19 protein-coding genes are annotated in these 23,400 nt (G+C 58.6%); 12 read left to right on the forward strand and 7 right to left on the reverse strand.

Annotated features, from left to right (window positions below; all coding sequences use genetic code 11):
* Window positions 1-81: 81 nt before the first annotated feature.
* Genes JAO29_RS13750 through JAO29_RS13760 form a run of 3 tightly spaced genes read left to right on the forward strand, consistent with a single transcriptional unit; the run spans window position 82 to window position 4,057 of the window.
* Window positions 82-1,527, forward strand: coding sequence for a sigma-54-dependent transcriptional regulator (locus JAO29_RS13750; protein WP_442886394.1), 1,446 nt, complete (start codon window positions 82-84; stop codon window positions 1,525-1,527).
* Between the two features lie 2 nt (window positions 1,528-1,529).
* Window positions 1,530-3,464 carry a sensor histidine kinase gene (locus JAO29_RS13755; RefSeq protein ID WP_334268804.1) on the forward strand — a complete coding sequence of 645 codons (1,935 nt, stop codon included), beginning with the start codon at window positions 1,530-1,532 and terminating at the stop codon, window positions 3,462-3,464.
* Window positions 3,464-4,057 (forward strand): hypothetical protein, encoded by a 594-nt coding sequence (locus JAO29_RS13760; protein WP_334268805.1) that lies wholly within the window; start codon window positions 3,464-3,466, stop codon window positions 4,055-4,057. Before JAO29_RS13755 ends, JAO29_RS13760 begins: the two co-directional genes overlap by 1 nt.
* A 66-nt stretch (window positions 4,058-4,123) precedes the next feature.
* Here JAO29_RS13760 and secA read toward each other — a convergent pair whose 3' ends face one another.
* Window positions 4,124-7,129: a preprotein translocase subunit SecA gene (gene secA / locus JAO29_RS13765; RefSeq protein ID WP_334268806.1), complete on the reverse strand. Its 3,006-nt coding sequence runs from the start codon at window positions 7,127-7,129 to the stop codon at window positions 4,124-4,126.
* A 165-nt stretch (window positions 7,130-7,294) separates the two neighbouring features.
* On the opposite strand from secA, the gene JAO29_RS13770 reads away from it, so the two are divergent.
* Both JAO29_RS13770 and JAO29_RS13775 read left to right on the forward strand, forming a co-directional pair.
* Window positions 7,295-7,813: a Rid family hydrolase gene (locus tag JAO29_RS13770; protein WP_334268807.1), complete on the forward strand. Its 519-nt coding sequence runs from the start codon at window positions 7,295-7,297 to the stop codon at window positions 7,811-7,813.
* A gap of 94 nt (window positions 7,814-7,907) precedes the next feature.
* Window positions 7,908-8,663 carry a bestrophin-like domain gene (locus JAO29_RS13775; RefSeq protein WP_334268808.1) on the forward strand — a complete coding sequence of 252 codons (756 nt, stop codon included), beginning with the start codon at window positions 7,908-7,910 and terminating at the stop codon, window positions 8,661-8,663.
* Window positions 8,664-8,698: 35 nt separating this feature from the next.
* On the opposite strand, the gene JAO29_RS13780 is transcribed toward JAO29_RS13775, so the two are convergent.
* Together JAO29_RS13780 and JAO29_RS13785 are read right to left on the reverse strand one after the other, a co-directional pair.
* The gene (locus JAO29_RS13780) at window positions 8,699-9,616 is read right to left on the reverse strand and encodes a rhamnogalacturonan acetylesterase (RefSeq protein WP_334268809.1); all 918 of its coding nucleotides are present in this window, start codon (window positions 9,614-9,616) and stop codon (window positions 8,699-8,701) included.
* A gap of 47 nt (window positions 9,617-9,663) precedes the next feature.
* On the reverse strand, window positions 9,664-11,277 hold the full coding sequence (locus JAO29_RS13785) for a DHA2 family efflux MFS transporter permease subunit (RefSeq protein ID WP_334268810.1): 1,614 nt from the start codon (window positions 11,275-11,277) through the stop codon (window positions 9,664-9,666).
* A gap of 39 nt (window positions 11,278-11,316) precedes the next feature.
* On the opposite strand from JAO29_RS13785, the gene JAO29_RS13790 reads away from it, so the two are divergent.
* Entirely contained in the window at window positions 11,317-11,808 is a 492-nt protein-coding gene (locus JAO29_RS13790; RefSeq protein WP_334268811.1) for a MarR family winged helix-turn-helix transcriptional regulator, read from the forward strand.
* Between the two features lie 2 nt (window positions 11,809-11,810).
* Here JAO29_RS13790 and JAO29_RS13795 read toward each other — a convergent pair whose 3' ends face one another.
* From JAO29_RS13795 to JAO29_RS13805, 3 genes are all read right to left on the reverse strand, one after another.
* Window positions 11,811-12,587, reverse strand: a complete 777-nt coding sequence (locus JAO29_RS13795; protein ID WP_334268812.1) for a methyltransferase domain-containing protein — start codon at window positions 12,585-12,587, stop codon at window positions 11,811-11,813.
* Window positions 12,588-12,694: 107 nt separating this feature from the next.
* Window positions 12,695-13,102: a cupin domain-containing protein gene (locus JAO29_RS13800; protein WP_334268813.1), complete on the reverse strand. Its 408-nt coding sequence runs from the start codon at window positions 13,100-13,102 to the stop codon at window positions 12,695-12,697.
* A gap of 90 nt (window positions 13,103-13,192) precedes the next feature.
* Window positions 13,193-14,386, reverse strand: coding sequence for a serine hydrolase domain-containing protein (locus tag JAO29_RS13805; RefSeq protein WP_334268814.1), 1,194 nt, complete (start codon window positions 14,384-14,386; stop codon window positions 13,193-13,195).
* Between the two features lie 276 nt (window positions 14,387-14,662).
* On the opposite strand from JAO29_RS13805, the gene JAO29_RS13810 reads away from it, so the two are divergent.
* From JAO29_RS13810 to JAO29_RS13835, 6 genes are all read left to right on the forward strand, one after another.
* The gene (locus tag JAO29_RS13810) at window positions 14,663-16,051 is read left to right on the forward strand and encodes a dipeptidase (protein ID WP_334268815.1); all 1,389 of its coding nucleotides are present in this window, start codon (window positions 14,663-14,665) and stop codon (window positions 16,049-16,051) included.
* The gene (mobA, locus tag JAO29_RS13815; protein ID WP_334268816.1) at window positions 16,051-16,773 is read left to right on the forward strand and encodes a molybdenum cofactor guanylyltransferase; all 723 of its coding nucleotides are present in this window, start codon (window positions 16,051-16,053) and stop codon (window positions 16,771-16,773) included. The genes JAO29_RS13810 and mobA overlap by 1 nt, the downstream gene beginning before the upstream one ends.
* 158 nt (window positions 16,774-16,931) lie before the next feature.
* The gene (locus tag JAO29_RS13820) at window positions 16,932-17,840 is read left to right on the forward strand and encodes an ABC transporter ATP-binding protein (RefSeq protein WP_334268884.1); all 909 of its coding nucleotides are present in this window, start codon (window positions 16,932-16,934) and stop codon (window positions 17,838-17,840) included.
* Between the two features lie 487 nt (window positions 17,841-18,327).
* Window positions 18,328-19,734 carry a sugar transferase gene (locus tag JAO29_RS13825; RefSeq protein ID WP_334268817.1) on the forward strand — a complete coding sequence of 469 codons (1,407 nt, stop codon included), beginning with the start codon at window positions 18,328-18,330 and terminating at the stop codon, window positions 19,732-19,734.
* Window positions 19,735-19,779: 45 nt separating this feature from the next.
* Entirely contained in the window at window positions 19,780-21,456 is a 1,677-nt protein-coding gene (locus JAO29_RS13830) for an NAD+ synthase (RefSeq protein ID WP_334268818.1), read from the forward strand.
* A 56-nt stretch (window positions 21,457-21,512) separates the two neighbouring features.
* Window positions 21,513-22,607 carry a DsbA family protein gene (locus JAO29_RS13835; protein ID WP_334268819.1) on the forward strand — a complete coding sequence of 365 codons (1,095 nt, stop codon included), beginning with the start codon at window positions 21,513-21,515 and terminating at the stop codon, window positions 22,605-22,607.
* 183 nt (window positions 22,608-22,790) lie between these two features.
* On the opposite strand, the gene hpt is transcribed toward JAO29_RS13835, so the two are convergent.
* Window positions 22,791-23,312, reverse strand: a complete 522-nt coding sequence (hpt, locus tag JAO29_RS13840) for a hypoxanthine phosphoribosyltransferase (RefSeq protein WP_334268820.1) — start codon at window positions 23,310-23,312, stop codon at window positions 22,791-22,793.
* Window positions 23,313-23,400: the final 88 nt, after the last annotated feature.

Here is a 23,400-nt window from a genome sequence, read left to right on the forward strand (position 1 = left end):
CCTTGAAACGGTACACTTAATAGTTCAGTGGCACCCAAGCAGAGTCATCCGCCCTGGTCACTCTGGTGAGGAAAGCAGGAGATTTTGGAACGAGTTTTGATTGTCGAAGATGAGATCCACGCGCGAACGGGCTTGACCGAGCTGATCGAGAGTTGGGGTTACAAGACTGAGGGAGCGGCGGACGGTCTGGAAGGCTTGGAAAAGGCCGTCAGCTGGAGCCCATCCATCATCGTCACAGACTTGAAGATGCCGCGCATGGATGGGATGGAGCTGCTGAACCGGCTAGCAGACCTGCCCAACCATATGGCTGTCGTGATGATGACGGCCCAGGGTTCCATCGAGTCTGCAGTCGAAGCTATGCGTCGGGGAGCCTACGACTATGTACCCAAACCAGTAGATCCTCTAAGGTTACGCACAATTCTGCAGAACGCCAGCCGCCAGCACGCCGATTCCCAGGAAGATCGGGAGGGCGCACGCCGCCAGCGCCGAGAGACGGGGATGCTAGGACCGCTGGTAGGGAGGTCGGAGAAGATGAAGGCGGTCTTCTCGCTGATCGAGAAGATTGCAGCGTCCAATGTCAGTGTTCTTGTCACGGGGGAGAGCGGTACCGGTAAGGAGCTCGTTGCCCGCGCTCTGCATGAGCTGAGCTCCCGTCACAACAAACCTTTCGTGGCAGTCAACTGCGCAGCCATTCCTGAGACCCTGATTGAGAGCGAGATCTTCGGTCATGAAAAGGGAGCTTTCACGGGAGCCGTGGAACGGCGGCCTGGCTGCTTCGAGCTGGCCGAGGAAGGCACGCTTCTGCTGGACGAGATCGGTGAGATGCCGGCTGCCACGCAGGCTAAACTGCTTCGCGTTCTGGAAGATCGTAAGCTGCGCCGCCTTGGCAGCAAGGCCGAGACACCGGTTGACGTTCGCGTGGTTGCAGCGACGAATAAGGATCCTGAACAGGCGGTCGCAGCCGGAGAGATGCGGGGCGATCTCTACTATCGCCTGAACGTCTTTAACATCCAGATGCCTCCGTTGCGGGAGCATGTGGAGGATATCGCTCCGATAGCGCAGAAGATGATCATCGACATGAACGAACGTCACAACTGCTCCGTCACCGGAATCAGCGACAACCTGCTGAAGAAGCTTATGTCTTATTCCTGGCCCGGCAATGTGCGTGAGTTGCGAAATACGATCGAGCGAGCAACTATTATGGCCGGCACAGGAATGCTGGATGTCGATGACCTGCCGCCGCAGTTCGGTGAGCCTGGCTTTGCACCCATCACGGTCAGGACCGGGAGATCGGCGGAAGCTGCCTCTGACGTGCGCTCGAGTGAGGTTGAGCGGTACCTCGAGGATCAAAATACGGTACGAGTCGAGGTTGGAACCACTGTCGACGAAGCTGAGCGGCAGTTGATCCTGAAGACCCTGACGTCCACGCATAACAACAAAACCAAAGCCGCTGAGATCCTCGGGATCAGTTCGAAGACCCTGCAGAACAAGCTGAAGGAATACTCGAATAGCTCGTCGGTGGACTAGGCATGCGGCTTAAGACGAAGCTGGTCGTTTCGGCTACCGGACTGACCTTTGCCCTCGTTGCCGTCCTTTCGATTCTCTTTGTCGGCGAGCTTCTGCGGCAGAGAATCGAACAGACCGCGGCTGCAAACAGCGTGCTCGCCAGCGAGGTTACGCTGATGACGCGGCAGGCGGTGGAGACCGGGCTGCGTGCTAATCCACCAATTGATTTGAGCGAAAAGGCACTTCGATCCGCCGTCTCTGATGCTTTGAAGAGCTATCGACCTCTTGCCGATGTGATGACGTCGATCATCCGGTACTCCCCTACGGTGCAGGATGTCAGCGTGGCAGATGACCGGGGCATCATCATCGTAAGTACGGACCCCGACGAGGTTGGCAATCCTGTAGCTCATCGCAACAGCCTCGAAAGTGTCCAGAACGGAAGCATTGCCTATCAGCGGAGACAGGTGTTCGGGAGCGCACAGGTCTTCGATTCGGTGCAGCCCCTGGAGCGCAACGGCAAGCCGTTCCTCGCAATCCATGTCGGCGTGCGGTCGACGTTCCTGCGTAACTCGTACGAACCCTGGCTTCGCGCAGCCTTTCTTTTTGCATTAATGGCTGCGGGCGCCGCAATGCTTGCAGCGGCTGTATTGGCGAATGCGGCTCTCCAGCCGATTGAGCAGATCAGTCGTCAGCTTCAGAAGCTGACATTACAGGCTGGTGAAACGGCTGCCTCGGCCGCAGCGGAAAAGGCAGTCGGAGATGCGATGGTGCGTGTCTCTCAGACGATCGATCGGCTGGGAGAGCAGATGCGAACCAAAGAGGCCGGCTATACGGCCCTGCAGGCAAACCTCAACCAGATGCTCGATACGCTGCGGGATGGCGTGCTGCTGTTTACGGCGGATCTCAAGGCGGTCATGGTTTCGGACGCCGTGGCTTACTTTGTGAATCGTCCACAGGGAGAGCTGGTCGGCAGGCAGATCGAGGAGATCTTCAGGCCAGAGACGGCGCTGGGTGCCGCAGTGCTTACTGCGTTTGCGGGTGGCGACTCTGTGAGCGCCGAGAGCGTCACTCTTGATGACGGGCGCAGAGTCCAGATCTCCCTCGATCGTTTTGACAACGAGCTTGGTGAGAGTATGGGGACGCTGATCACTCTGCGGGATCTCGAGTCGATGATGCAACTGGGGCAGGAGCTTGAGATATCTCGTCGTCTCGCTGCCATAGGACGTTTGACTGCCGGTGTGGGGCATGAGGTAAAGAACCCGATCAACGCGATGGTGGTTCACCTTGAGTTGCTGCGAAGCAAACTTGCGGGGGCCAACTCTGAGGCCGTGGCTGGAGCCCAGCGTCACGTTGATATTCTTAGTGGAGAGATGCAGCGGCTGGACCGCGTCGTACAGACACTCGCGGACTTCTCCCGTCCCATGGATCTTAAGCTGCGCGAACAAGACCTGCGGCAGGTTCTGGACGCTGTGATTGAATTGACGGCAGCCGAGATGCAGGAGAATGGAGTTCTTGTGCTCGTCGATGAGCCTGACGAGCCGTTAATGGTGCGTGTGGATGCAGAACTTGTGCGGCAGGCTCTCCTGAATCTTTTATTGAATGCGATGCAGGCCATGCCTCAAGGAGGAAAATTACGGCTTACGCTGCGCCGGGATCATCAATTTGCGGTTGTTGAGGTCGCAGATGAAGGAGAGGGTATCCCTCCGGAGATTCTTCCGCGTATCTTTGAACTGTACTTCACTACGAAACCGAAGGGCAGCGGAATTGGCCTGGCGATGACCTACAGGATCCTGCAGATGCATGGCGGTGCGCTTGATGTTCGTTCGAATGCAACACCTCTTGCGGTGGACCGGGGAACCACTTTTACCCTCCGGCTTCCGATTGCCGCAGGATCTGCACAGGAAGTAAGAAAGGCTCCAGCGGGAATGAGCCGCAGAGTGCTTGGAGAGCAAGTTTAATGCTGGGCGGAACGTATATAAGAGCGGCGGCAAAGGCAAGCCTGCGATGGGGAGGGCTGGGCTGTGTCCTCGTCGTCGGTTTAACGGGCTGCAGGCATAAAACGGTGCTCGCACCCTTGCCGCCAGTCAGCCAGCCGGTAGTCCTGGTTAATCCGCCAGAACCGGATCCTCCGCCGATGATTCCGAAGCCGCAGATCGATCTTCCTCCCGTTCCGGTTGCCTCCGGCGCAACACCACATCGCGAGCGACGCCGCAAGACCACGGCAGCGCAGCCCGCTACGCCAGCGTCACAGCCAGCTGCACAGGCGGATATCCCGCAGTCGCAATCGCCGGAGAACGCCGCGATCGGATCGCTTTCGCTTGGGGGAGAGGCTGGTCCACAGGCGCAACAGGAGGCAGTCGACCTGATTGGCGCGATCGACGGAAGATTGCATCGGATATCAGCGCAGAAGGCGAGTGCGGACAGGGCGCTGATTAACCGGATCCGCAACTTCCGGCGCCAGGCGCAGGAGGCGCTGAACTCCGGAGATATCGAAGGGGCCAAGACGCTGGCGACCAAAGCCCAGCTTCTGCTCGACGATCTGGAGAAGTAGATTTTGAGGTAAAAGAAGAGGCGAACCCCTAACGGTTCGCCTCTTTCTATTTGCCGTAACTGTCGGCTATGCTTCGGCGCCGTGGCACTTCTTGAACTTCTTGCCTGAGCCGCACGGACAAGGATCGTTCCGTCCGACCTTCTCACCGGTCACGCGTGGAGTGTTTCCGTTGCTTGCGGTTGCTGCTCCCACGGCGCGCGCCTGATCCAGCTCGCGCTGCTTTCTTCGCTGGAACTCGTGTTCGAGAGCGTCGATCGTGGTGGAGGGTGCCCGGGTCTGTATCGGGACCGGCGTGTGTTCTGCAGCCGCGGGCGCAGTTTGCCGGACCGGCGCGGCTGGTGCATCCGCCGGTTCAGACGACGGCGGATTGAATCCGCCAAATCCTGCAGGCAGCTGCTCGAGGCTCTCAATGGGGGTACCGTCCGGACCGATAATCTGCATCCGGAAGAGATGCCGCAAGGTATCTTCCTGGAAGCGGAGCATCATGCCTTCGAACATGTCGAAGGATTCCTTTTTGTAGGCCACCAGTGGATCCTGCTGGGCGTAGCCGCGGAGACCGATGCCCTCCTTCAGGTGATCCATCTGAAGCAGATGATCCTTCCACAGCCCATCGAGAACGCTGAGCATCACCACACGTTCGTGGTAACGCATCGCCTGGGCTCCCAGGATCTTTTCCTTTATCTCGTAACGGCCGCCAAGCTTCTCAAAGATCGCCTCGCCGAGCTCGTGGCGGTTCAGATTTGTGATGTCCACCTCGTTTTCAAGGTGGGCCCCGAACTGATCGTAGAGGGCAGAGAACAGAGCTTCGGCCTTCCACTCTTCGGGATTTGCCTTTTCGGGGGCGAACTCGTCGAGCATGTTCGACAGAATCGTCGAGAGATAGTCGTCCGTGATGAGCTGCTTCTGATCGACGCCCTCCATCAGCTGCTTGCGCAGGCCGTAGACCGCCTCGCGCTGCTTGTTCATCACATCGTCGTACTCGAGGACGTGCTTGCGCGACTCGAAGTTCTGCGTCTCGACGGCCTTCTGAGCGGCTTCAATACGGCGGGAGATCATGCCGCTCTCGATCGGAACGCCCTCTTCCATACCGAGGCGCTGCAGGAGAGTGGAGACCCACTCGCGCGCGAAGATACGCATGAGATCGTCTTCAAGCGACAGGTAGAAGCGGCTGTCACCCGGGTCGCCCTGACGTCCGGCTCGCCCACGAAGCTGATTATCGACGCGCCGGCTCTCGTGGCGTTCGGTGCCGATGATGTGCAGGCCGCCTGCGGCGATGACGGCGTCATGCTCTTTCTGGGCCGCACTGGAGTGGGCCGCCACGGCAGCGTCCCATGCTTCCTGGGTCGTTTCAAACTCCTGCGACTGGTAGTAGAAACGGAACATTCCGGGTCCGGCGACCGGGGAGATTGCTCCCTCCGCGGCAGAGACGGCGCGTGCCTGGGCTTTCCGGACGAGATCCTGGCGGGCCATGAAGTCAGAGTTTCCGCCGAGAAGAATGTCGGTGCCGCGGCCAGCCATGTTGGTGGCGATCGTGACCATGCCCAGGCGTCCTGCCTGAGCCACAATCTCGGCTTCCTTCTCGTGGAACTTCGCATTCAGTACGACATGGCGGACGCCTTTGCGCTTCAGGATCTCCGACAGGAGCTCCGATTTCTCGATGCTCGTCGTTCCAACCAGAACCGGCTGACGCTTTTCATGCAGGCGGGCGATCTCATCGGCTACGGCGAAGTATTTCTCCTTCGCTGTTCGGTAGACCACGTCGGGGTGTTCGATGCGAAGCATCGGGCGATTGGTGGGAATGACGACGATGTCGAGCTTGTAGATGCTGTCGAACTCAGCAGCCTCGGTCTCCGCGGTACCGGTCATACCCGAAAGCTTCTTGTACATGCGGAAGTAGTTCTGGAAGGTGATGGTGGCCAGCGTCTGGTCTTCCTTGCGGATAGCCACGCCTTCCTTCGCTTCTACTGCCTGGTGGAGGCCATCGGACCAGCGGCGGCCGGGCATAAGGCGTCCGGTGAACTCATCGACGATGATGACTTCGCCATCTTTCACCACGTACTCGACGTCACGCTTGTAGAGAGAGTGCGCCTTTACGGCGACCTCAACGTGATGCTTGAGGTCCCAGTTCTCGGGATCGGCGATGTTTCCGATCCCGAGCAGTTTTTCGATCTTCTCCCAGCCCTCGTCCGTGATCGTGATGGAACGAGTCTTTTCGTCGACGACGAAGTCTCCGGTCCAGGTCTTGGTGTCAAGCGTCTCGATCAACTCGCCCAGTTCCAGTTGCGGGATGATCACGTTGACGCGGGCGTATTTGTCCGTCGTTTGATCGGTGGGCCCAGAGATGATGAGCGGCGTACGTGCCTCGTCGATCAGAATCGAGTCGACCTCGTCGACGATGCAGTAGTAGTGGCCGCGCTGGACCTGGTCGGCGATCTCGAACTTCATGTTGTCGCGCAGGTAGTCGAAGCCGAACTCATTGTTCGTTCCGTACGTAATATCGGATGCGTACGCGGCGCGGCGCTGGGCATCATCGAGATCGTGCACGATGACACCGACCGAAAGGCCGAGGAAGCCGTAGATCTTTCCCATCCACTCGGCGTCGCGCTTGGCCAGGTAGTCGTTGACCGTAACGACGTGTACACCCCGTCCGGCGAGCGCATTGAGATAGCAGGGGAGGGTAGCAACCAGCGTCTTACCTTCACCGGTTCTCATCTCGGCGATCTTGCCAGAGTGCAGAGCGATGCCACCGATCAGCTGTACGTCAAAGTGACGCATCTGCACGACGCGGCGACCGGCCTCGCGGACGACGGCAAATGCCTCCGGAAGAAGGGCATCCAGTGCCGCCTTCTCCGCCGCATAACGCTCGTCTTCGTTCTCACGCGTGTCTTCAATTCCCGCAACGGCGTCCGCGATCCGCTTACGGAACTCTGCCGTTTTGCCGCGCAGCTCCTCGTCGCTCAGGGCCTGCACCGCCGGCTCGAGAGAGTTGATCTGGGCAACCGTCGGCATCAGCCGCTTGACCGCACGATCGTTACTGGTTCCAAAGACTTTTGCTATGACTGAGTTAAACAAACCTATGTCCTTCGTGGTTGCGCGAAATCCTACCCACTTATCAGTGTAAATGGTCTGGAGAATAGACGCTCTGCCCGACGGCCGATTCGTAACCTGTTCTATTCAAAACAGAATGGCTGACACGAGGCAGGGTGTCCGCTAATCTCGCTCCAGAGGGAAGAAGCCATGTATAAATCCGCCGTTCCCGCCGCAATCCTGGGTGCTGCCCTTATTCTTGGCCCCGCCGCCAGATCGCAGACGGGCGCCGTCAAACGGGTAGCCGCGCCCGGATCCATCATGAGTTCGGCCGTCTGGGTTGGAGACACCGTTTATCTGTCGGGCACGATGGCTCCCGCGGAGTATGGCGCGGATAAGCAGAAGGGAACTCCTGCAGGTTATTACTCCGATACTAAGGCGCAGTCGATCGGCGCGATCAAGGCCATCCAGAAGCAGCTGCAGCAGCTGGGGCTCGACCTCGGCGACGTTGTGCAGATGCAGGCTTTCGTCTCCGGCGATCCGGCGAAGGGCGGCCGCATGGATCTCGATGGGTGGAATGAGGCGTATAAGCAGTTCTTCGGTACTCCGGAGCAGCCGAACAAGCCTGTCCGGGCCACGGTTCAGGTCGCCGGTCTCGTTCTGCCAACAGGACGGATCGAGATTATGGTGGTTGCTGCCCGCCATTCCCAAGCCTCACAGGCAAAGTAGCGGTCCGGTATTTCAGCTATCGCACGGATGATGCTTTGGCAACGTAGGAAATCGGCGTACTCTTGCCGGGACATAGTTCAAGGTGATTTGTGTGATGCTCAGTTATCTGCAGAGTTCTGTCGTCATCTGTGTGACCGTGGTGGTCGCGCTGATTGCGGTCAAGCTGATCAACCGCTTATGGCCGATCCAGAATCGCAAGCTCATCAATGATGTGACTGGATGGCAACTCGGTGTGCTTGGGACGACGTATGGCGTCATCCTGGGATTTATGCTGTACACCGTCGCCCAGGGATTTCACTCCGCTCAGATTGATGCCGATCTCGAGGCGACCTCCATGTTGAACGTCTATCGCCTCGCTGGCAGCCTACCTTCTCCGCAGAAACAGCGGATTCGCGACCTGACGCGACAGTACGAGGATGTTGTCGTCCACCAGGAGTGGCCTGCGATGGAGCGTCAGCAGGACGATCGGGCGGCCTCGGCTGTGCTGAACCAGATGTGGGTAGTACTGGAAACAGCGAACGCCGACACCGCATTAGCCCTCAACAGCATCGATCACATCCAGTATGCGATGACCGAGCTTGCCGAACGGCGAAACATGCGCTCCCGCCAGCGCAGCAACCAGATGCCCTCTCTTCTGTGGGTCTTGCTCGTCCTCGGAGGGACCGCGACGATAGCCTCTTCGTGCGTGCTGGGAAACGACAAGAGGTGGCTGCACTACTGCCAAGTCGGGGCATTGACCTTTGTTGTCGCCACGACGCTGGCAGCGATTGCGGACCTGGCCCGTCCTTATGAGGGGTCGGTTGCGGTCACGCCATCGTCTTTCGTTCTGGCGCGGCAGATGATGGAGTAGTCCAGAGAGGCTTGAGATCCGTACCGGGCGGAGAGCTAGGGCGCGGTGGGCTTGAGATACGCCACCAGCGGGGACCCTGCCTTTCGCAGGGCGATGACGACCGATTCCGCATTTCGCTCTGCTCCCTCCGCGCTCGTGTGGGTGTGATCCACCGGGAAGAGAGCAGCGGTCTTATCCGGCCCCAGCGCCTCCAGGCGATCCGCTTCAACTGTGGCCATGTCGACGACCGGAACATGCTCCGCCGCGGCGATCTCGTATTCGTAATCCCGGTAGCCCATATCGCGCTCGATATGCGGTTTGCCGTCGGGTCCATCCTTCCAGATGTTGCGGACGGTGACCGTAAGCAGGATGGGGTGGGCTCCCCTGGCACGCGCATCGGCGATGTACTTGCGCAAATACCAGCCATAGGAATGGACGGTTTCCATGGCCTTGCCGGCCAGCGGACCCTCGGTGAAAGGCTTTTTCACAGGAAGCTCCATCGTGTTGTCGCCGATGCCCTTGAGGCTACCGCGCGACTTTGGGTCTTTCTGCGGGTCTCCGCCGCCGTCGTTGTGGCCCATCTGGATCAGAACATAATCGCCTGCCTTCATCTCCGACAGGACTTTGTCCCAGAGTCCTTCGTTGAAGTAGCTTCTGCTGCTCCGCCCGGCCTTTGCTCGATTGGCCACATTGATACGGCTGGTATCGAAGAAAGGAGCGAGATGATCGCCCCACCCCAGATCGGCCTGATTGCGGGCAGTCGAGTCACCCACGATGAAGACTGTAGGCAGGGCAGGGTTCAGCGGAGCATCTTTTGCAACCGAGACCTGCTGCGGGGTGATTGGAATCTCCTGAGTTTGCGGGAAGGCGGCAGGGCAGATTGCGAGGAGACCTACGATCGATCCAAAGATGGCCTTGGAAAATGCAGGAGAAAACATAGCCGAAAGCGTAGCACCCTGAGCCAGATATGTCATTAGGAGAATTATGTCTCTTTGGAAATCGGCTCGGTACGACGAGAGGACTAGTGTCCTCCTAGGGCCTCTGGATCGAGCTTCATCCTCTTGTCGGGAAGACGCATGATGAACGGAAGCGGAATGAGGCAGAGGATCACGACGGAGAGGATGAAGAAGGCATTCTTATAACTCAGCATCGACGACTGTCGCAGCATCTCCTGATAAGCGCGTCCTACCGCAACTTGCGTGGCCGCGCCTGCGGACATTCCACGGGACATCAGCATTGCTGTCATGCGATTCATATACAGACGGTAGGGAAGGCTTCCTGGAACGACGTTTGCTGCCAGTGCCGCCTGATGCACCTGCGAACTGCGTGAGATGAAGGTCGTCAGCAGCGCGGTTCCCATGCTTCCGCCAAGATTTCGTGCAAAGTTCGAGAGACTCGAGATCTGATTCGTCTTGTCCGCTGGAACCCCAACGTAGTTGAGGGTGCTGATGGGGATGAAGACGAACGGCAGACCGATGACCTGAATCATGCGCCAGAGGGTCACGGTTCCGAAGGCTGTCGTGAGATCCAGGCGTGTCAGGTTGTAGATCCCTGCGGCTGTCGCGGCGTATCCGAGCGCGACCATCAGGCGGGGATCGAACTTACCCAGGGTGCGTCCGGCTACTGCCATCATGATCATCATGACGAAACCAGCCGGAGACAGGACCATGCCTGCGCGCTCTGCCGTGTAACCCAGGAGCACCTGCAGATACTGCGGGATCAGAACCGTGCTGCCGAACAGAACCATGCCGAGGATGAGCTGGAGGAAGACCGCGGTGCCAAAGTTGCGATTCTTCAGCAGCTTCAGGTCCACGATCGGATGCGAATGGTTCCACTCCCAGATGACGAAGGTGATCAGTGTGACGACGGCGAGTATGGCGCAGGTGACGATCATCTGCGATCCGAACCAGTCCTTCTCCTGTCCCTTATCGAGGGTGAACTCAAGGAAGCCGACGCCGATGGCTACGAGTCCGAGACCGAAGAAGTCCACGCGCTCATTTCGTGCTTCCTTCCTCCGAATCTGGAGGTGAGGTGGGTCCTCGACCATGCGATTGCTCAGATAAAGCGACAGAAGGCCGACCGGAAGGTTGATGAAGAAGATCCAATGCCAGTTGAAGTTGTCCGTAATCCAGCCGCCGAGCGTGGGACCGATCGCAGGAGCTACCACGACCGCCATTCCGTAGACAGCGAAAGCCTGGCCTCGCTTTTCGATGGAGAAAGTATCGGCAAGGATCGCCTGTTCGCTCGGGGCCAGGCCACCGCCTCCGGCGCCCTGCAGAATGCGGGCGAGGATGAGCACGGGAAGAGACTGTGCCAGTCCGCACATGAGCGAGCAGATGGTGAACATCGCCACGCAGGTCATGTAAAAACGCTTGCGTCCAAATCGGTTGGAGAGCCAGCCCGAGATGGGGAGGACGATGGCGCTTGAGACCAGATAGCTGGTCAGGACCCAGGTCGCCTCTTCCTGGCTCGCGCCGAGCGTTCCTGCCATATGCGGCAATGCCACGTTGGCAATTGATGTATCCAGCACCTCCATAAACGTCGCCAGCGTTACCGTCAGGGCCACGGCCCACGGATTGTGGCGCGGCTTCCAAAGGGCAGCACTGAGGTTCGGATTGGAGGCGACGGTTGACATATCAGGCAGCTGAGATAATATCAGGTAACTGATATTACGGTGGCGAAACGATCGACCATTTCGAAGCCGAAGCCCGACGCGGAACGCTATCTGCAGGGCAGACACTTACTGCGCTCCATTAAGCGCATTCTGATTCAGTTCCGCGCTCATCTGGATGAGGAGCTGCGCCCTCAGGGGCTGACGACCTCCCAGATGCAGGTTCTCTTTGCCGTGCGCAACTCGCCGGGCAGCTCGGGGGCGCAGATTGCCCGTTCCTGCTACATCACTCCGCAGACAGCACAGATGCTGCTCAAGCACCTTGAGCAGTCCGGATTCATCACTCGTGGGAAAGACACGGTCAACGACCGTATCGTCATCGCGAGCATTACTGCCGCAGGAGAGCGCCTGGCGAAGTCGGTTGAAAAGGATTCCCGTGGGCTGCAACAGCGGCTCTGGCAGGGGATCTCCGACACGGAGCTGGACTGCCTAAGCATCTTGCTTGATCGTTGCCTGTCCAATCTGGACGGTTCCGATCTGCCTGCTGCCGACTGAGGTCAGGCGCGGGCCTTGAAACGCAGCCTCACGTAGTCGGCCACCCAGTTTCCATCGCCATCACGCAGGATCGGTTCAAGCAGCCGAACCGTCTGATCCAGTACTCTGGCGCGATCTTCTACGGGGAGGCGGTCCAGAACACCATTGCGGAACGTCTCGAGCCACGCCGCCATTCCGCCGGGCAATGGCGTTGGCCGCGGGATCAACTCGATCGAATCCACCGTGAATCCCGCGTTCTCCAGCAGCCGGCGATAGATTGCGGGGGCGGGATAAAAGGAGGCGGCTGCCTCCTCTGTATCAATGCCGTAAGGGGCGAAGACTGCTGACAGGGCGCTCCGGATTGCGGCGATATTGCCTTGCCCACCCATCTCCGCGATGAATCTTCCGCCGGGTTTCAGTGAACGGTGGATCGCGGCAAGAGCTGCGGGATGCCGATCTTCGGAGAGCCAGTGCAGGGCGGCGTTCGAGAACACCGCGTCGAACTCGTTTCGGTAAGGAAGTGTGTCGGCGCTATGCTGTTCGACGTCCAGTCCGCGCTTCTTTGCCGCAGCGAGCATGGTTGGCGACAGATCGGCGCCTTTCACGTGCGCTCCGCTTGCTGCGATCTGCTCGGTGAGGGCTCCGTCGCCGCAACCGACATCGAGAATGCGTTCTCCGGACTTCGGGGCCAGCAGATCCACTACTGCCAAGGCCATGGTTGCTACGAATCTACCGTTTGCCGCATACGCGTCTGTGTTCCAGCTCTGCTCGATCGTCGCCATGCACTCTATTGTCTTCATTGCATGCGGTCTTCGCGACGATCATTAGAAATTCTTGCCCGGCTATAAGGACGGGAACGTCCGTCTGACAGCGCGCGTCTATGACGCAACGGCCCAGGAGACATTCCTTAGGTGCCATAGCCGCGATGTTTCATCTCCAGCAGTTCACTGTTGCTGGGCCACGAGATTGTCAGGAGGAAGGCGGAATCTTCGACGGCTTCCACTTCATGCGGGATGGATGCGCTGAGGGTCAGCAGATTCCCTGAGGTGAGCGACTGCGTCTTCCCGTGCGCTGAGACATTGATCTGTCCCTGTAGAACCTGGATGGAGAGTGTTCCGTCCGCATGATGTTCTTTCATTCGGGACTTCGGCTCCATGGCGATCAGGACGGTTCTGAAATCGTCTTTCTTGAAGAGTGTCTTCGCGTAGTGTCCTGCGGACCACGGCTTTTTACTCTTGCTGTCTGACAGCTCCTTGGTCAGGTCGAAGCACGCGATCTCGTCGATCATGTTCCCGTCGTCTTGTGAAGTAGTCATGATTCTCCTCTCTTGTGGCCGGGCAAAACATCGTACGCCACTCCTGCCAGAGAATGCATTAGGGCCTTCGCGATCTCGAATGTTCCTGGCTCATATCCAGAGGAAGATGGGGTGGTCGATGCCGGTGATGGCACGGACGATCCGTTCATTGACGTGCTGGCCATTGCTGCCATTGGTAAAGATCGCAATCGCGGTCTGGGTAGGTGGGTCAGCGAGGATGATGTTCTTCCAGCCGCCATTGTCGCCCCACTGCCACAGGTAGCTGGCGGCCTCGGTCTTCTCCACGCCGATGCCGAGGCCCCAGGAAAGTGCGGAGTTGATATGGGACACGGGGGTCCACATCTGGGTCCGTGTGGTTGCCGAAAGGCCGAGACTCGTGTCTGCCGGATCAAGAAGTGCGGCGAGAAAACGTGCGTAGTCGGTGACGGTGGTGAGCAGAGAAAAGGCGACGTTAGGAACGAACTCGTTGGGCGGAGGAGGCGAGGTGCGATTGAACTTCTTCATGAGCGCGGCAGCAATCTCTTCCTGGGTCCAGAAGGAGAGCGGCTTTCCGCCGGACTGAACGATCCCGAATATGTTGATCGCGAGGTCCCTGTTGTAAAAAGGATCGGTTCCCCTGTGACCTGCCACGAGGCGATCTTTTGCGTCAGCAAGCCAGAGGAAGGTGGAGGAGTGCATGTTGAGAGGCTTGAAGATCTGCTCCTGCATGAGGGCTTCAAAGCCTGTGCCGGTAACGTGTTCCACAACCCGCTGGAGATGGAAGAATCCTTCCCCCGAGTACCCGAACCGGCTTCCGGGTTCGAACACAGGTGTGAGCTTTTGATCCTTTTCCCAGCGCCAGTTGGGGAGGCCGGTGGTGTGCGAAAGCACATGCCTGGCGGTGACTTGGTCTCCCCAGTTTCCAGTAAGCGCGTCGTCTTTCAGGTAGGTGTTGAGGGGGAGGTCGAGATCAAGTCTGTTCTCCTGGGCAAGCCGAAGAACGAGGCAGGCGAAGATGGGCTTACCAAGCGAACAACCCGGGAAGAGGGAGTCAGGAGTGATTGGAGACTTCGTATTTAAGTTGGCGACACCGGCATAGTGCTGCCACATCGGTTTTTCGGGTCCGATGACTGCCATCCCAATCCCGGGAAGGGTAGCGAGTTCCATGAGCGAAGGCAGGCGGCCGAGAACTTCCTTGTTCGGGGGATGTATGGAGGCGTGAGTCTCAGACGCCGACACGGAACGGAGCGGTGTGAGAAAGGCAGCTGATGCTGCGCTGGTTCGCAGGAAGGTACGACGATTCATTTGCAATTGCCTTTAACAGTGCGCGGCATCCGCCCGCACGGGTATCTGTGAGATGAGAGGGATACGGGTGGGATCGCCGGAAGTTCCGTTTGCCCGGATGCCCGCTTACAGGTAAGCCATGGATAATTGCAGCGATCCCGGGAGTCGATCTGGAGTTCATCCACAGGCAGTCGTGCTGACGTCGGTGCTCCGTCCATTGCATACTTAGGGTTCAGGCGTATCTCTCCAGGTCCCAGACGGCACGAGAGACCTAATCCAGGAGAAGAAAAGGAATCCATGTCACAGAACACGGCGGCGGCAGTCGAGTTTGCACGAGGGAATCAGCAGCGGTTTGTGGACGAGCTCAAGGCGCTTCTGCGCATTCCATCCATCTCCACGCTTCCGGAACACGCGGGCGATGTCCGCCGCGCTGCCGAGTTCATCGCCTCGGAGCTTCGCCGGATAGGCCTGGAGAATGTCAGCCTGGTCGAGACCGCGACGGGTGGCCACCCGCTGGTCTACGGCGACTGGCTGCACAAGGAGAATGCCCCCACCGTGCTCTGTTACGGGCACTATGATGTCCAGCCGGCCGAGCCTCTGGACGAGTGGACTACCCCGCCGTTTGAGCCTGCCGAGCGCAATGGAAATCTATATGCGCGCGGCGCTGTCGACGACAAAGGCCAGATGTGGATGCATGTCAAAGCGCTCGAGGCACTCTTCGAGGCAAACCAGGGCACCCTTCCAGTGAACATCCGCGTTCTGATCGAAGGGGAAGAGGAGGTGGGTGGAGAGGGAATTGCATGGTTCGTTCGCGAACACGGCGGCCGGCTCCGCTCCGACCTCGCGCTTATCAGTGATACGGAGATGTTTGCGCCCGATCTTCCGACCCTGTGCGTCGGACTGCGCGGCATGATCTACACAGAGATCGAGGTTCGGGGTGCGGCTATCGACCTTCATTCGGGAATGTACGGTGGTGCGGCTCCGAATCCCTTTGTCGCCCTTGCCCACATCATCACGAAGCTCAAGGATGAAGACGGACGCATCCTGATTCCGGGCTTCTACGACAAGGTGGAATCCCCCTCGGCGGAGGAGCTGAAGGCATGGAAGGCGCTCCCCTTCGACGAGGAACACTATCGCCGGACTGAGGTCGGCTCGCCCGAGCTCACGGGAGAAGCTGGCTACTCCGTCCTGGAACGTACATGGGCGAGGCCCACGCTCGATGTCCACGGAATGCCCGGCGGCTTTATCGGGGCCGGAGCTAAGACGGTCATCCCGGCCAAGGCCGTGGCGAAGATCAGTATGCGTCTGGTGCCCAAGCAGGTTCCCGCAGAGGTCTTTGAGCAGTACAAGTCCTTCGTTGCGTCCATCGCGCCGCGCGGTGTTGACGTGAGTGTTCGCCTCATCCACTCGGCGGAACCGATTGTCGTCTCCACGGACAATCAGTTCGTCAAGGCAGCTGTGGAGGCCATGCACGAGGTCTTTGCAACCGATACGGTCTTTGTCCGCGGCGGGGGATCGATTCCGATCGTCGGCGACTTTATCCGTGAGCTCAGCCTGCCGACGCTGATGATGGGCTTCGGTCTGCCTGATGACAACCTGCATGCCCCGAATGAGAAGTTTCACCTGGCAAACTTCCATCGTGGGATCGAATCGTTGATTCGCTTTCTCTCCGCGGCAGGAGCGTGATGAAGGAGGGTTGTCTCGCGGGCTGCGTGCTGGCCGGTGGCCGCAGCACGCGGATGGGACAGGACAAGGCTCTTCTTCCACTTGGAAATGCTTCGCTGGCCCAGCACGCTGTTTCCAAACTCAGCATGCTCACACCGCATGTTTACATTCTCGGACGCCGTCCTGAGCTGGCGGCGATCGCCCCTCTCATCCCCGACCTGCGGGAGAGCTGCGGTCCCATAGGGGGCATGGAAGCCGCTCTCTCTCGTACACCGTGTCCGTGGACCTTGATCCTGCCCGTGGATATGCCCTTCCTTCCAGCAGAACTCCTGCACAGGTGGACGGCCTGGGTTCTGCGTCATCCGGCAGCGAAACTCGCCTGCTTCATCGTGGACGAGATTCCCCAGCCTGCCCTCTGCCTTCTTCATCGTGACGTACTGCCGTTCCTCTCGAGCGCAGTAAACGAGGGCAGGCACAAGCTGTTTCCCGTACTGCAGCAGGCCGCGAACGAACTCGCCCAGCGAGGCGGAGTTGCCATTGAGGAGATCCTTCTTGTACGAGACTGGCGTCAGGCCAGGGCATCTGCTCTCTTCGAGGACTTTGAACCCGGTGAGCGTCCCGGGAATCAGGGCGTTCTTACTCCTGCTCAAAGAGCCGCATCCAATCTGTGGTTCGAGAATCTGAATACGCCGGAGCAGTTTGCGGAAGCGCAGAGGCACTTGGATGCTCTCGTTGATCCCTGACGACCTTCGGCGGTGCATTCGATGCAACAATAGTTTTCAGAGGGAATCCAATGGCTGGTGAACCATCCCATAGTCTGCCGAACGGTAGCGCCACGCAGGACCCGACATACAAGTCGCCTGCGGAAGAAGCGGTACAGAAAGATGACACCGAAGGCTCCATGCACGTCTCCGATGACCGGCAAGACACGTCCGCATCGGATGCTCCACTGATCTCCGAAGTCTCGGCAGAGGTCGCGCCTGCCGTTGAGGAGTTTATGGAGCAGGCGGCGCAGCAGAATGAGGCTGCTGCCGAAGCAGTTCCTGAGCACCGTGATAAGCCGGGATCCTATATCTCCTTCGAGAAGGTCTCAAAATCTTTCGGCGGCTTCGTCGTTCTCGAGAACGTCAGCTTCTGTGTTCTGCCCGGAGAGACGCTGTGTATTCTGGGTCGCAGCGGCGTCGGAAAATCCGTCTCCCTGCAGATGCTGATGGGTTTTTATAAACCTGATAGCGGTATTATCCGGGTGGCGGGCGACGATATCACAGGCTACAGCGAGAAGCAGATGCAGGCGGTTCGACGCAAAGTTACCATGGTGTTTCAAAACGGCGCTCTGTTCGATTCCGTTTCCGTCGGCGAAAATGTGGCCTTTCCCCTACGCGAACGGGGGGAGCTCTCAGAAGAGCAGATATTTCAGGTTGTGAAAGGTCTGCTGGAGATGGTGGGGGTAGCCGGTATGGAAGACATGCTGCCGTCCGATCTCTCCACGGGAATGAAGCGTTCTGTAGCTATCGCACGCGCACTGGCGGCCCAGCCGGAGGCCATTCTCTACGACGAGCCCACCACGATGGTTGATCCTCTGATGGGACATCTGTTGGGCGATCTTATCGAGCGGCTCAAACAGCAGCTTCATCTCACCAATATCGTCGTCACGCACGATATGCGTTTCGCCAAGAAACTTGCAGACCGTGTCGTCTTTCTTCACGGTGGAAAAGCGCATTTTTTCGGAACGATGGAAGAGATGGAAAAGAGCGACGATCCCATCCTGCGGGAGTTTCTCGAGCTCGATGAACTTGTAATGCCTCGTTAATATAAGAGGCATCTGGACCGTCAGCGGACCATCTTCGATCTTATGTTCGAACAACTCAGCAAGGAATGCCACCATCGGGTTATGGGGAGATCGGTGGGTGTGGGATATAACCGCATCAGGGCTGAATGTTGCAGAGCACTTACCTTCCCGGGTATCCTGAACAACACAGGGACATCTAAACCCTGCAAGAGAAGAAATTAGGGGACTTATCCCCTGCTGTCGAAGATTTGACAGATTTCCAGAACAACTTTCTTTATCAGCCTTGAGTCAAACCTATTGACTTACTTAACATATTTGTTGGTAAGGCGTCCCGTCTTTATTTGGATCGTCATCACCAACCTTCCAAGCCTGAAAACCTGGTTAAGGCGTGAATTTTTCTATGGCGACTCCAGACTATTTGCAGCAAGTAATTGTAGCGGGCCGAAAATCAGCTAGCAGGGGAGGCAGTCGAGAGCGAGCGACCTCCGGGCTCATACGTCGACCATCGATGACCAGCCTTATCTGGGCATCTCTTGACCTTGTCACCGTTCTGGTCGCAGGCCTGATTGCATTGCGGGTCCATGTAGCGATTCCATCACAGGTCTCCGCTTCCTGGGTCCTCATCCATCGTTTTCATGTGCCACCCAGCATACTGCTGCTCTACCTCCTGTGGTATGCGGTGTGCCTGATGTTCTTTTCGCGCTCCTACGGGCTGTACGCTCCTATCCAGAGCCGCAGCGGTCTGCATGAGCAACGCATGACGGTGCAGGCATCCTTGACTGCGGGCCTCATCCTTTGCGGAACGCTGTACCTTTCCAACGGCGCCGGTGTTTCACGCACAGTGGTCACGTTGATGGTTGTCTTTTCGACAGCCTTTCTCTGCGTGAGACGCATGATTCAGCGCCGCAGGTTCTATCGCCGCAGTCTTGCAGGCTTCGAGACGCGCAACGTCCTGATCGTAGGAGCCGGACGCGTCGGCCACGCTCTTCGCAATCACCTCGTATCCCTTCAGCACCTCGGGTACCGGTTCAAAGGCTTCGTTGCCCTCACCGAGCGGGAGGCTGAACTTGGCGATGCAGACGTCATCGGTGATGTTCGCAACTGCCTCTCGCTGGCACGCTCGCTCTTCGTCGACGAGATCTTTTTCTCGGTGCCTGGCGATAAGAAGCTGATCGTCGGCATCGTGGAGGAGGCGCGTCAGGCCGGCATCGACGTTCGTGTTGTCCCTGATCTGTACGATGGTCTGGCCTGGAACGCTTCCGTGGAATACGTCGGCCAGTTCCCGACGATCCCGCTTCATCGTCGCGAATTCCCGATCGGCGCCTTTCTTCTCAAGCGTGTGCTCGACATCACCGTTTCGTCGATCGCTCTTGCGATTCTTTCGCCTGTCATGCTCGCCATCGCTATTGCGGTGCGTATGGACTCCGAAGGGCCGATCTTCTACCGCGCGCATCGCATCGGCCGTAAGGGCCGTACCTTCTCCTGCTACAAGTTCCGCACCATGGTGCAAAATGCGGACAAGCTGAAAGAGAAGCTTGCACATATGAACGAGCGCGACAGCGTGCTCTTCAAGATCTCGAACGACCCTCGCATCACCCGTGTCGGTCGGCGCCTGCGCAAGTACTCGCTCGACGAGCTTCCGCAGTTCTACAACGTGCTGCGCGGAGATATGAGCCTCGTCGGTCCTCGCCCTCCTATCGCTCGCGAGGTCGAGCAGTATGACCTCGATCACCTGCGCCGCCTTGAGGTACTCCCCGGTATCACGGGTCTGTGGCAGGTCGAGGCCCGGCAGGATCCCTCGTTTGACAGCTATATCTCTCTCGACACGGCTTACGTCGATAACTGGAGTCTGTGGCTCGATATGAAGATCCTCGCCCGCACGCTCGGCGTGGTCTTCGCCGGAACCGGCAGCTAGGGCGTGGTCTCCATAGACCGCTCCAAAAGGCGTTAGACTAGAGCTGTGAAGATAGCTCTGGCGCAGATCAATCCCACGGTGGGAGATTTCACCGGAAACACGAAAAAGATTCTGGAGTTTGCAGCGCGGGCCGAGGAGCAAGGGGCTGAACTCGTAGTCTTCCCTGAGCTCTCGGTCTGCGGATATCCTCCAGCGGACTTCCTCGAAAAAAATGCCTTCGTTGAACGCGCCGTTCAGGCGGTACATGAGATCGCCACCTGGACCTCTGCCGCCGGACGGCCCGCGCTCCTGGTCGGTTCCGTCATGCATGCTGCCTCGCAGGTAGGGAAGCGCGTCTCCAATGTCGCGGTATTGCTCTCAGAGGGCAAGACAAGCTTCGTTCAACAGAAGATGTTGCTGCCCTTCTACGATGTCTTCGACGAGCAACGCTACTTCGAGCCTGCAACTTCGCAGTCCCTCGCAACCGTTGCTGGACAGCCTGTCGCCATCACCATCTGCGAAGATGCCTGGAACGATAAAGACTTCTGGCCGCGGCAGCTTTATCCCGTCGATCCCGTCAACGCGCTCATGCAGCAATGGCAGGCTGACGCTACAAGACTCGATCAGTATCCCCGGCTCATTCTCAACATCTCTGCGTCCCCGTTCTGCGAGGGGAAACCGGCCGTTCGCCAGCGCATGCTCGCAGCGATCGCTCAGCGACATCGCGCTTTCGTTCTTCTCGTCAACCAGGTCGGTGGAAACGACGGTCTGGTCTTCGATGGCTCCTCACTTCTTCTCGATCCATCAGGAAAGGTAGTTGCGCGGGCGGCCTGTTTCGCGGAAGATCTTGTGATCACTGACGTTCCGGCAACGGTGGAGGTCGCGCGCGATCCCTGTGATGAAATCGCCGAAGTCTGGCAGGCGCTTGTCCTCGGGACCCGCGATTATGTTCGCAAGTGCGGTTTCAGCAAGGTGCTTGTGGGCCTTAGCGGAGGCATCGACTCCGCTCTCGTTGCTGCTGTCGCCGTCGAGGCACTGGGAGCTGAAAATGTAATCGGCATCGGAATGCCCAGCGAATACTCCTCGCTTGGCTCCATTGAAGATGCACGCAAGCTGGCGCGCAACCTCGGAGTTCGTTTCGAACTTCTCCCGATTCACGATATCTTCGGCCAGTTCCAGAAAGTGCTGGAGCCACTCTTTGCAGGAACTGCGTTCGGCCTCGCCGAGGAGAACCTGCAGTCCCGCATCCGGGGCACCCTGTTGATGGCGGTCTCCAACAAATTTGGAGCTCTGGTGTTGACGACCGGAAACAAGAGCGAAATGTCGGTGGGCTACTGCACGCTCTACGGCGACATGGTGGGCGCGCTGGCCGTCATAGGCGATGTCTATAAGACGCGGGTCTACCAGCTCGCTCATTATGCCAATCGTTCCGGGGAGGTCATTCCGCAGAACACGATTGAAAAACCACCTTCAGCCGAACTCCGCCCCGGCCAGCAGGATACTGACTCCCTGCCTCCCTATGAGGTGCTCGATCCTATCCTTGTCGCTTACGTTGAGAAGTTTTGCTCTGCCGAACAGATTGCCCGCGAACAGAATGTCGATCCTGCTTTGGTACGTTCAGTCCTCAAACTCGTCGAACAGAGCGAGTACAAGCGCCAGCAGGCGGCCCCAGTCCTGAAAGTCACGCAAAAATCCTTCGGTACCGGACGCAGGTTTCCGATCGCCGTCAAGGTTCAGGTCTAAAATCACCCACGGCCGTGCACGGCCAGAGATCCAGAAGTATAGAAAGGTTCCTGATTTTGAAGAAAGCCCTCATCCTATCGACCGTACTGGCTCCCGTCCTCGGCGCTACCATCTTTGCCTCGGCGCAGGCGCCAGCATCTCCCGCCCCCGCGCCCGCCGCTCCGCAGGCAGCAGCCCCAGGGCAGCAGACTCCCGCTCAACCTTCCAGCGCGGCACGGCGGCCGCTGCAGCTGGAGACGCTCGATCCCTCCAGCCATCCTGACCCGTTTCCACCCGTAAACCAGAAGTTCTTCACCGCAACCACGCCGACGGTTGCGACTGTCGATGCCTTCCTCAAAGCGCTCTGGGGCTATGATCCAGCTCGTATTTGGAGAGTAGAGGCCATCCAGACCACGCAGGCGCCCGGCGTCAGCAAGGTTGTGGTCTTCGTCTCCGACAAGCGACCCAATGCCAAGGTCGCGACCGCGTCCTTCTTCGTCACTCCTGACGGCAAGCATGCCATCGCAGATGCCTCCGGAATCATCGCCTTCGGTGCTACGCCCTTCGCGGACGCACGCAAACAGCTCCAGGATCGTGCCGACGGAGCCCACCGCGGAGCCGCAGGAAAAGACCTGATGCTGGTCGAATTCGCAGATCTACAGTGCCCGCACTGCAAAGAGGCTCAGGCCACCATGGATCGCCTCATCCAGGACTTTCCCAACGCTCATGTCGTCTTCCAGAGCTTCCCCATAGCCGACCTTCATCCCTACGCCTTCAAGGCGGCAGCCTACGGCTACTGCATCACCAAGCAGAAGAACGACGCCTTCTTCCCCTACGCGGCGGATGTCTATGAGAAGCAGGCAGCGCTCACCCCGGCGACGGGCGATCAGACCCTGAAAGATGCAGTGACCAAGGCCGGCCTTGATCCTGCGGCGATCGACGCCTGTGCCGCTACCGACGAGGCAAAGAAGGAGGTCGAGGCCTCCGTCAAGCTCGGTCAGGATGTCGGCGTAGAGCAGACCCCGATGCTCGCCATCAACGGACGCCTGCTCCCCCTCAGCCCGAATCTGCCGTACGAGACACTTAAGACCATCGTCTCGTACCAGGCGATGCAGGACAATGTCCCCACAGAAGGGGCAGCACCTCGCACCGCTCCCAGCCTCAGCAAATAGTGTTGCCGGACGTTTTATAGCTTGGCGCACGTGGATGAGTTCTTCGCCAGGCAGGCAATAAACAAAAGAGGAAGCCCGTATCAGAAAGGGCTTCCTCTTTGTTTTGGTTCACCCCGCCTCGCCTTCAGTCTCTGTTGAGAACTTCTACGAACGGGCGAAGCTGCGCGAGGCTGCTCGTGACGCTCAGTGACCAGCGTCGTCGGGGAAGAGGCGAATATCTTCGACGCCGCGGTAACGCTCCGCGTAGTCCATGCCATAGCCGATGACGAACTTGTTAGGAATCTTGAAGGCCACGTAGTCGGCCTCGATGGGAACGAGACGACGGTCCGGCTTGTCGAGGCAGGTAGCGATCTTCAGAGATGCGGGCTTGTGCTGCAGCATCATCTGGCGAAGAAAGCTGAGCGTAAGTCCGGTGTCGAGGATGTCTTCGACCAGGATGACGTGCTTGCCTTCGATGGGATTATCGATATCCTTGATCAGCTTGACGGCTCCGGAGGAGACACGAGCCCGGCCATAGCTGGAGACCGCGACGAAGTCGAAGGTGTTGTCGACCTGGATGGCGCGGGCAAGATCGGCGAGAAAGATGGCTGCGCCTTTGAGAACTCCGATCAGGACAATGGACTGACCCTCGTATTCGGCCGAAATCTGAGCGCCAATCTCGCGTGTGCGTGCGGCGATCTGCTCTTTGGAGAGGAGAACCTCCATGGTTTCTGGTGCGGGGAAGTTGGATGTAGGTGCGGGTGTGCTACTGGGCATATGAAAAAGGTACGCGAAGCGGGCCCGCAAACCAAGT

Origin of the sequence: Edaphobacter sp. HDX4 (assembly GCF_036877565.1) — a bacterium.
Lineage (GTDB): Bacteria > Acidobacteriota > Terriglobia > Terriglobales > Acidobacteriaceae > Edaphobacter.

What these genes read in the sequence shown, in the direction of transcription:
- JAO29_RS13755 (WP_334268804.1), top strand. Translation starts at nt 1,530, where the DNA reads ATGCGGCTTAAGACGAAGCTGGTCGTTTCGGCTACCGGACTGACCTTT.
- JAO29_RS13760 (WP_334268805.1), top strand. Translation starts at nt 3,464, where the DNA reads ATGCTGGGCGGAACGTATATAAGAGCGGCGGCAAAGGCAAGCCTGCGA.
- JAO29_RS13770 (WP_334268807.1), top strand. Translation starts at nt 7,295, where the DNA reads ATGTATAAATCCGCCGTTCCCGCCGCAATCCTGGGTGCTGCCCTTATT.
- JAO29_RS13775 (WP_334268808.1), top strand. Translation starts at nt 7,908, where the DNA reads ATGCTCAGTTATCTGCAGAGTTCTGTCGTCATCTGTGTGACCGTGGTG.
- JAO29_RS13780 (WP_334268809.1), bottom strand. Translation starts at nt 9,616, where the DNA reads ATGACATATCTGGCTCAGGGTGCTACGCTTTCGGCTATGTTTTCTCCT.
- JAO29_RS13785 (WP_334268810.1), bottom strand. Translation starts at nt 11,277, where the DNA reads ATGTCAACCGTCGCCTCCAATCCGAACCTCAGTGCTGCCCTTTGGAAG.
- JAO29_RS13795 (WP_334268812.1), bottom strand. Translation starts at nt 12,587, where the DNA reads ATGAAGACAATAGAGTGCATGGCGACGATCGAGCAGAGCTGGAACACA.
- JAO29_RS13800 (WP_334268813.1), bottom strand. Translation starts at nt 13,102, where the DNA reads ATGACTACTTCACAAGACGACGGGAACATGATCGACGAGATCGCGTGC.
- JAO29_RS13805 (WP_334268814.1), bottom strand. Translation starts at nt 14,386, where the DNA reads ATGAATCGTCGTACCTTCCTGCGAACCAGCGCAGCATCAGCTGCCTTT.
- JAO29_RS13810 (WP_334268815.1), top strand. Translation starts at nt 14,663, where the DNA reads ATGTCACAGAACACGGCGGCGGCAGTCGAGTTTGCACGAGGGAATCAG.
- mobA (WP_334268816.1), top strand. Translation starts at nt 16,051, where the DNA reads ATGAAGGAGGGTTGTCTCGCGGGCTGCGTGCTGGCCGGTGGCCGCAGC.
- JAO29_RS13820 (WP_334268884.1), top strand. Translation starts at nt 16,932, where the DNA reads ATGCACGTCTCCGATGACCGGCAAGACACGTCCGCATCGGATGCTCCA.
- JAO29_RS13825 (WP_334268817.1), top strand. Translation starts at nt 18,328, where the DNA reads ATGACCAGCCTTATCTGGGCATCTCTTGACCTTGTCACCGTTCTGGTC.
- hpt (WP_334268820.1), bottom strand. Translation starts at nt 23,312, where the DNA reads ATGGAGGTTCTCCTCTCCAAAGAGCAGATCGCCGCACGCACACGCGAG.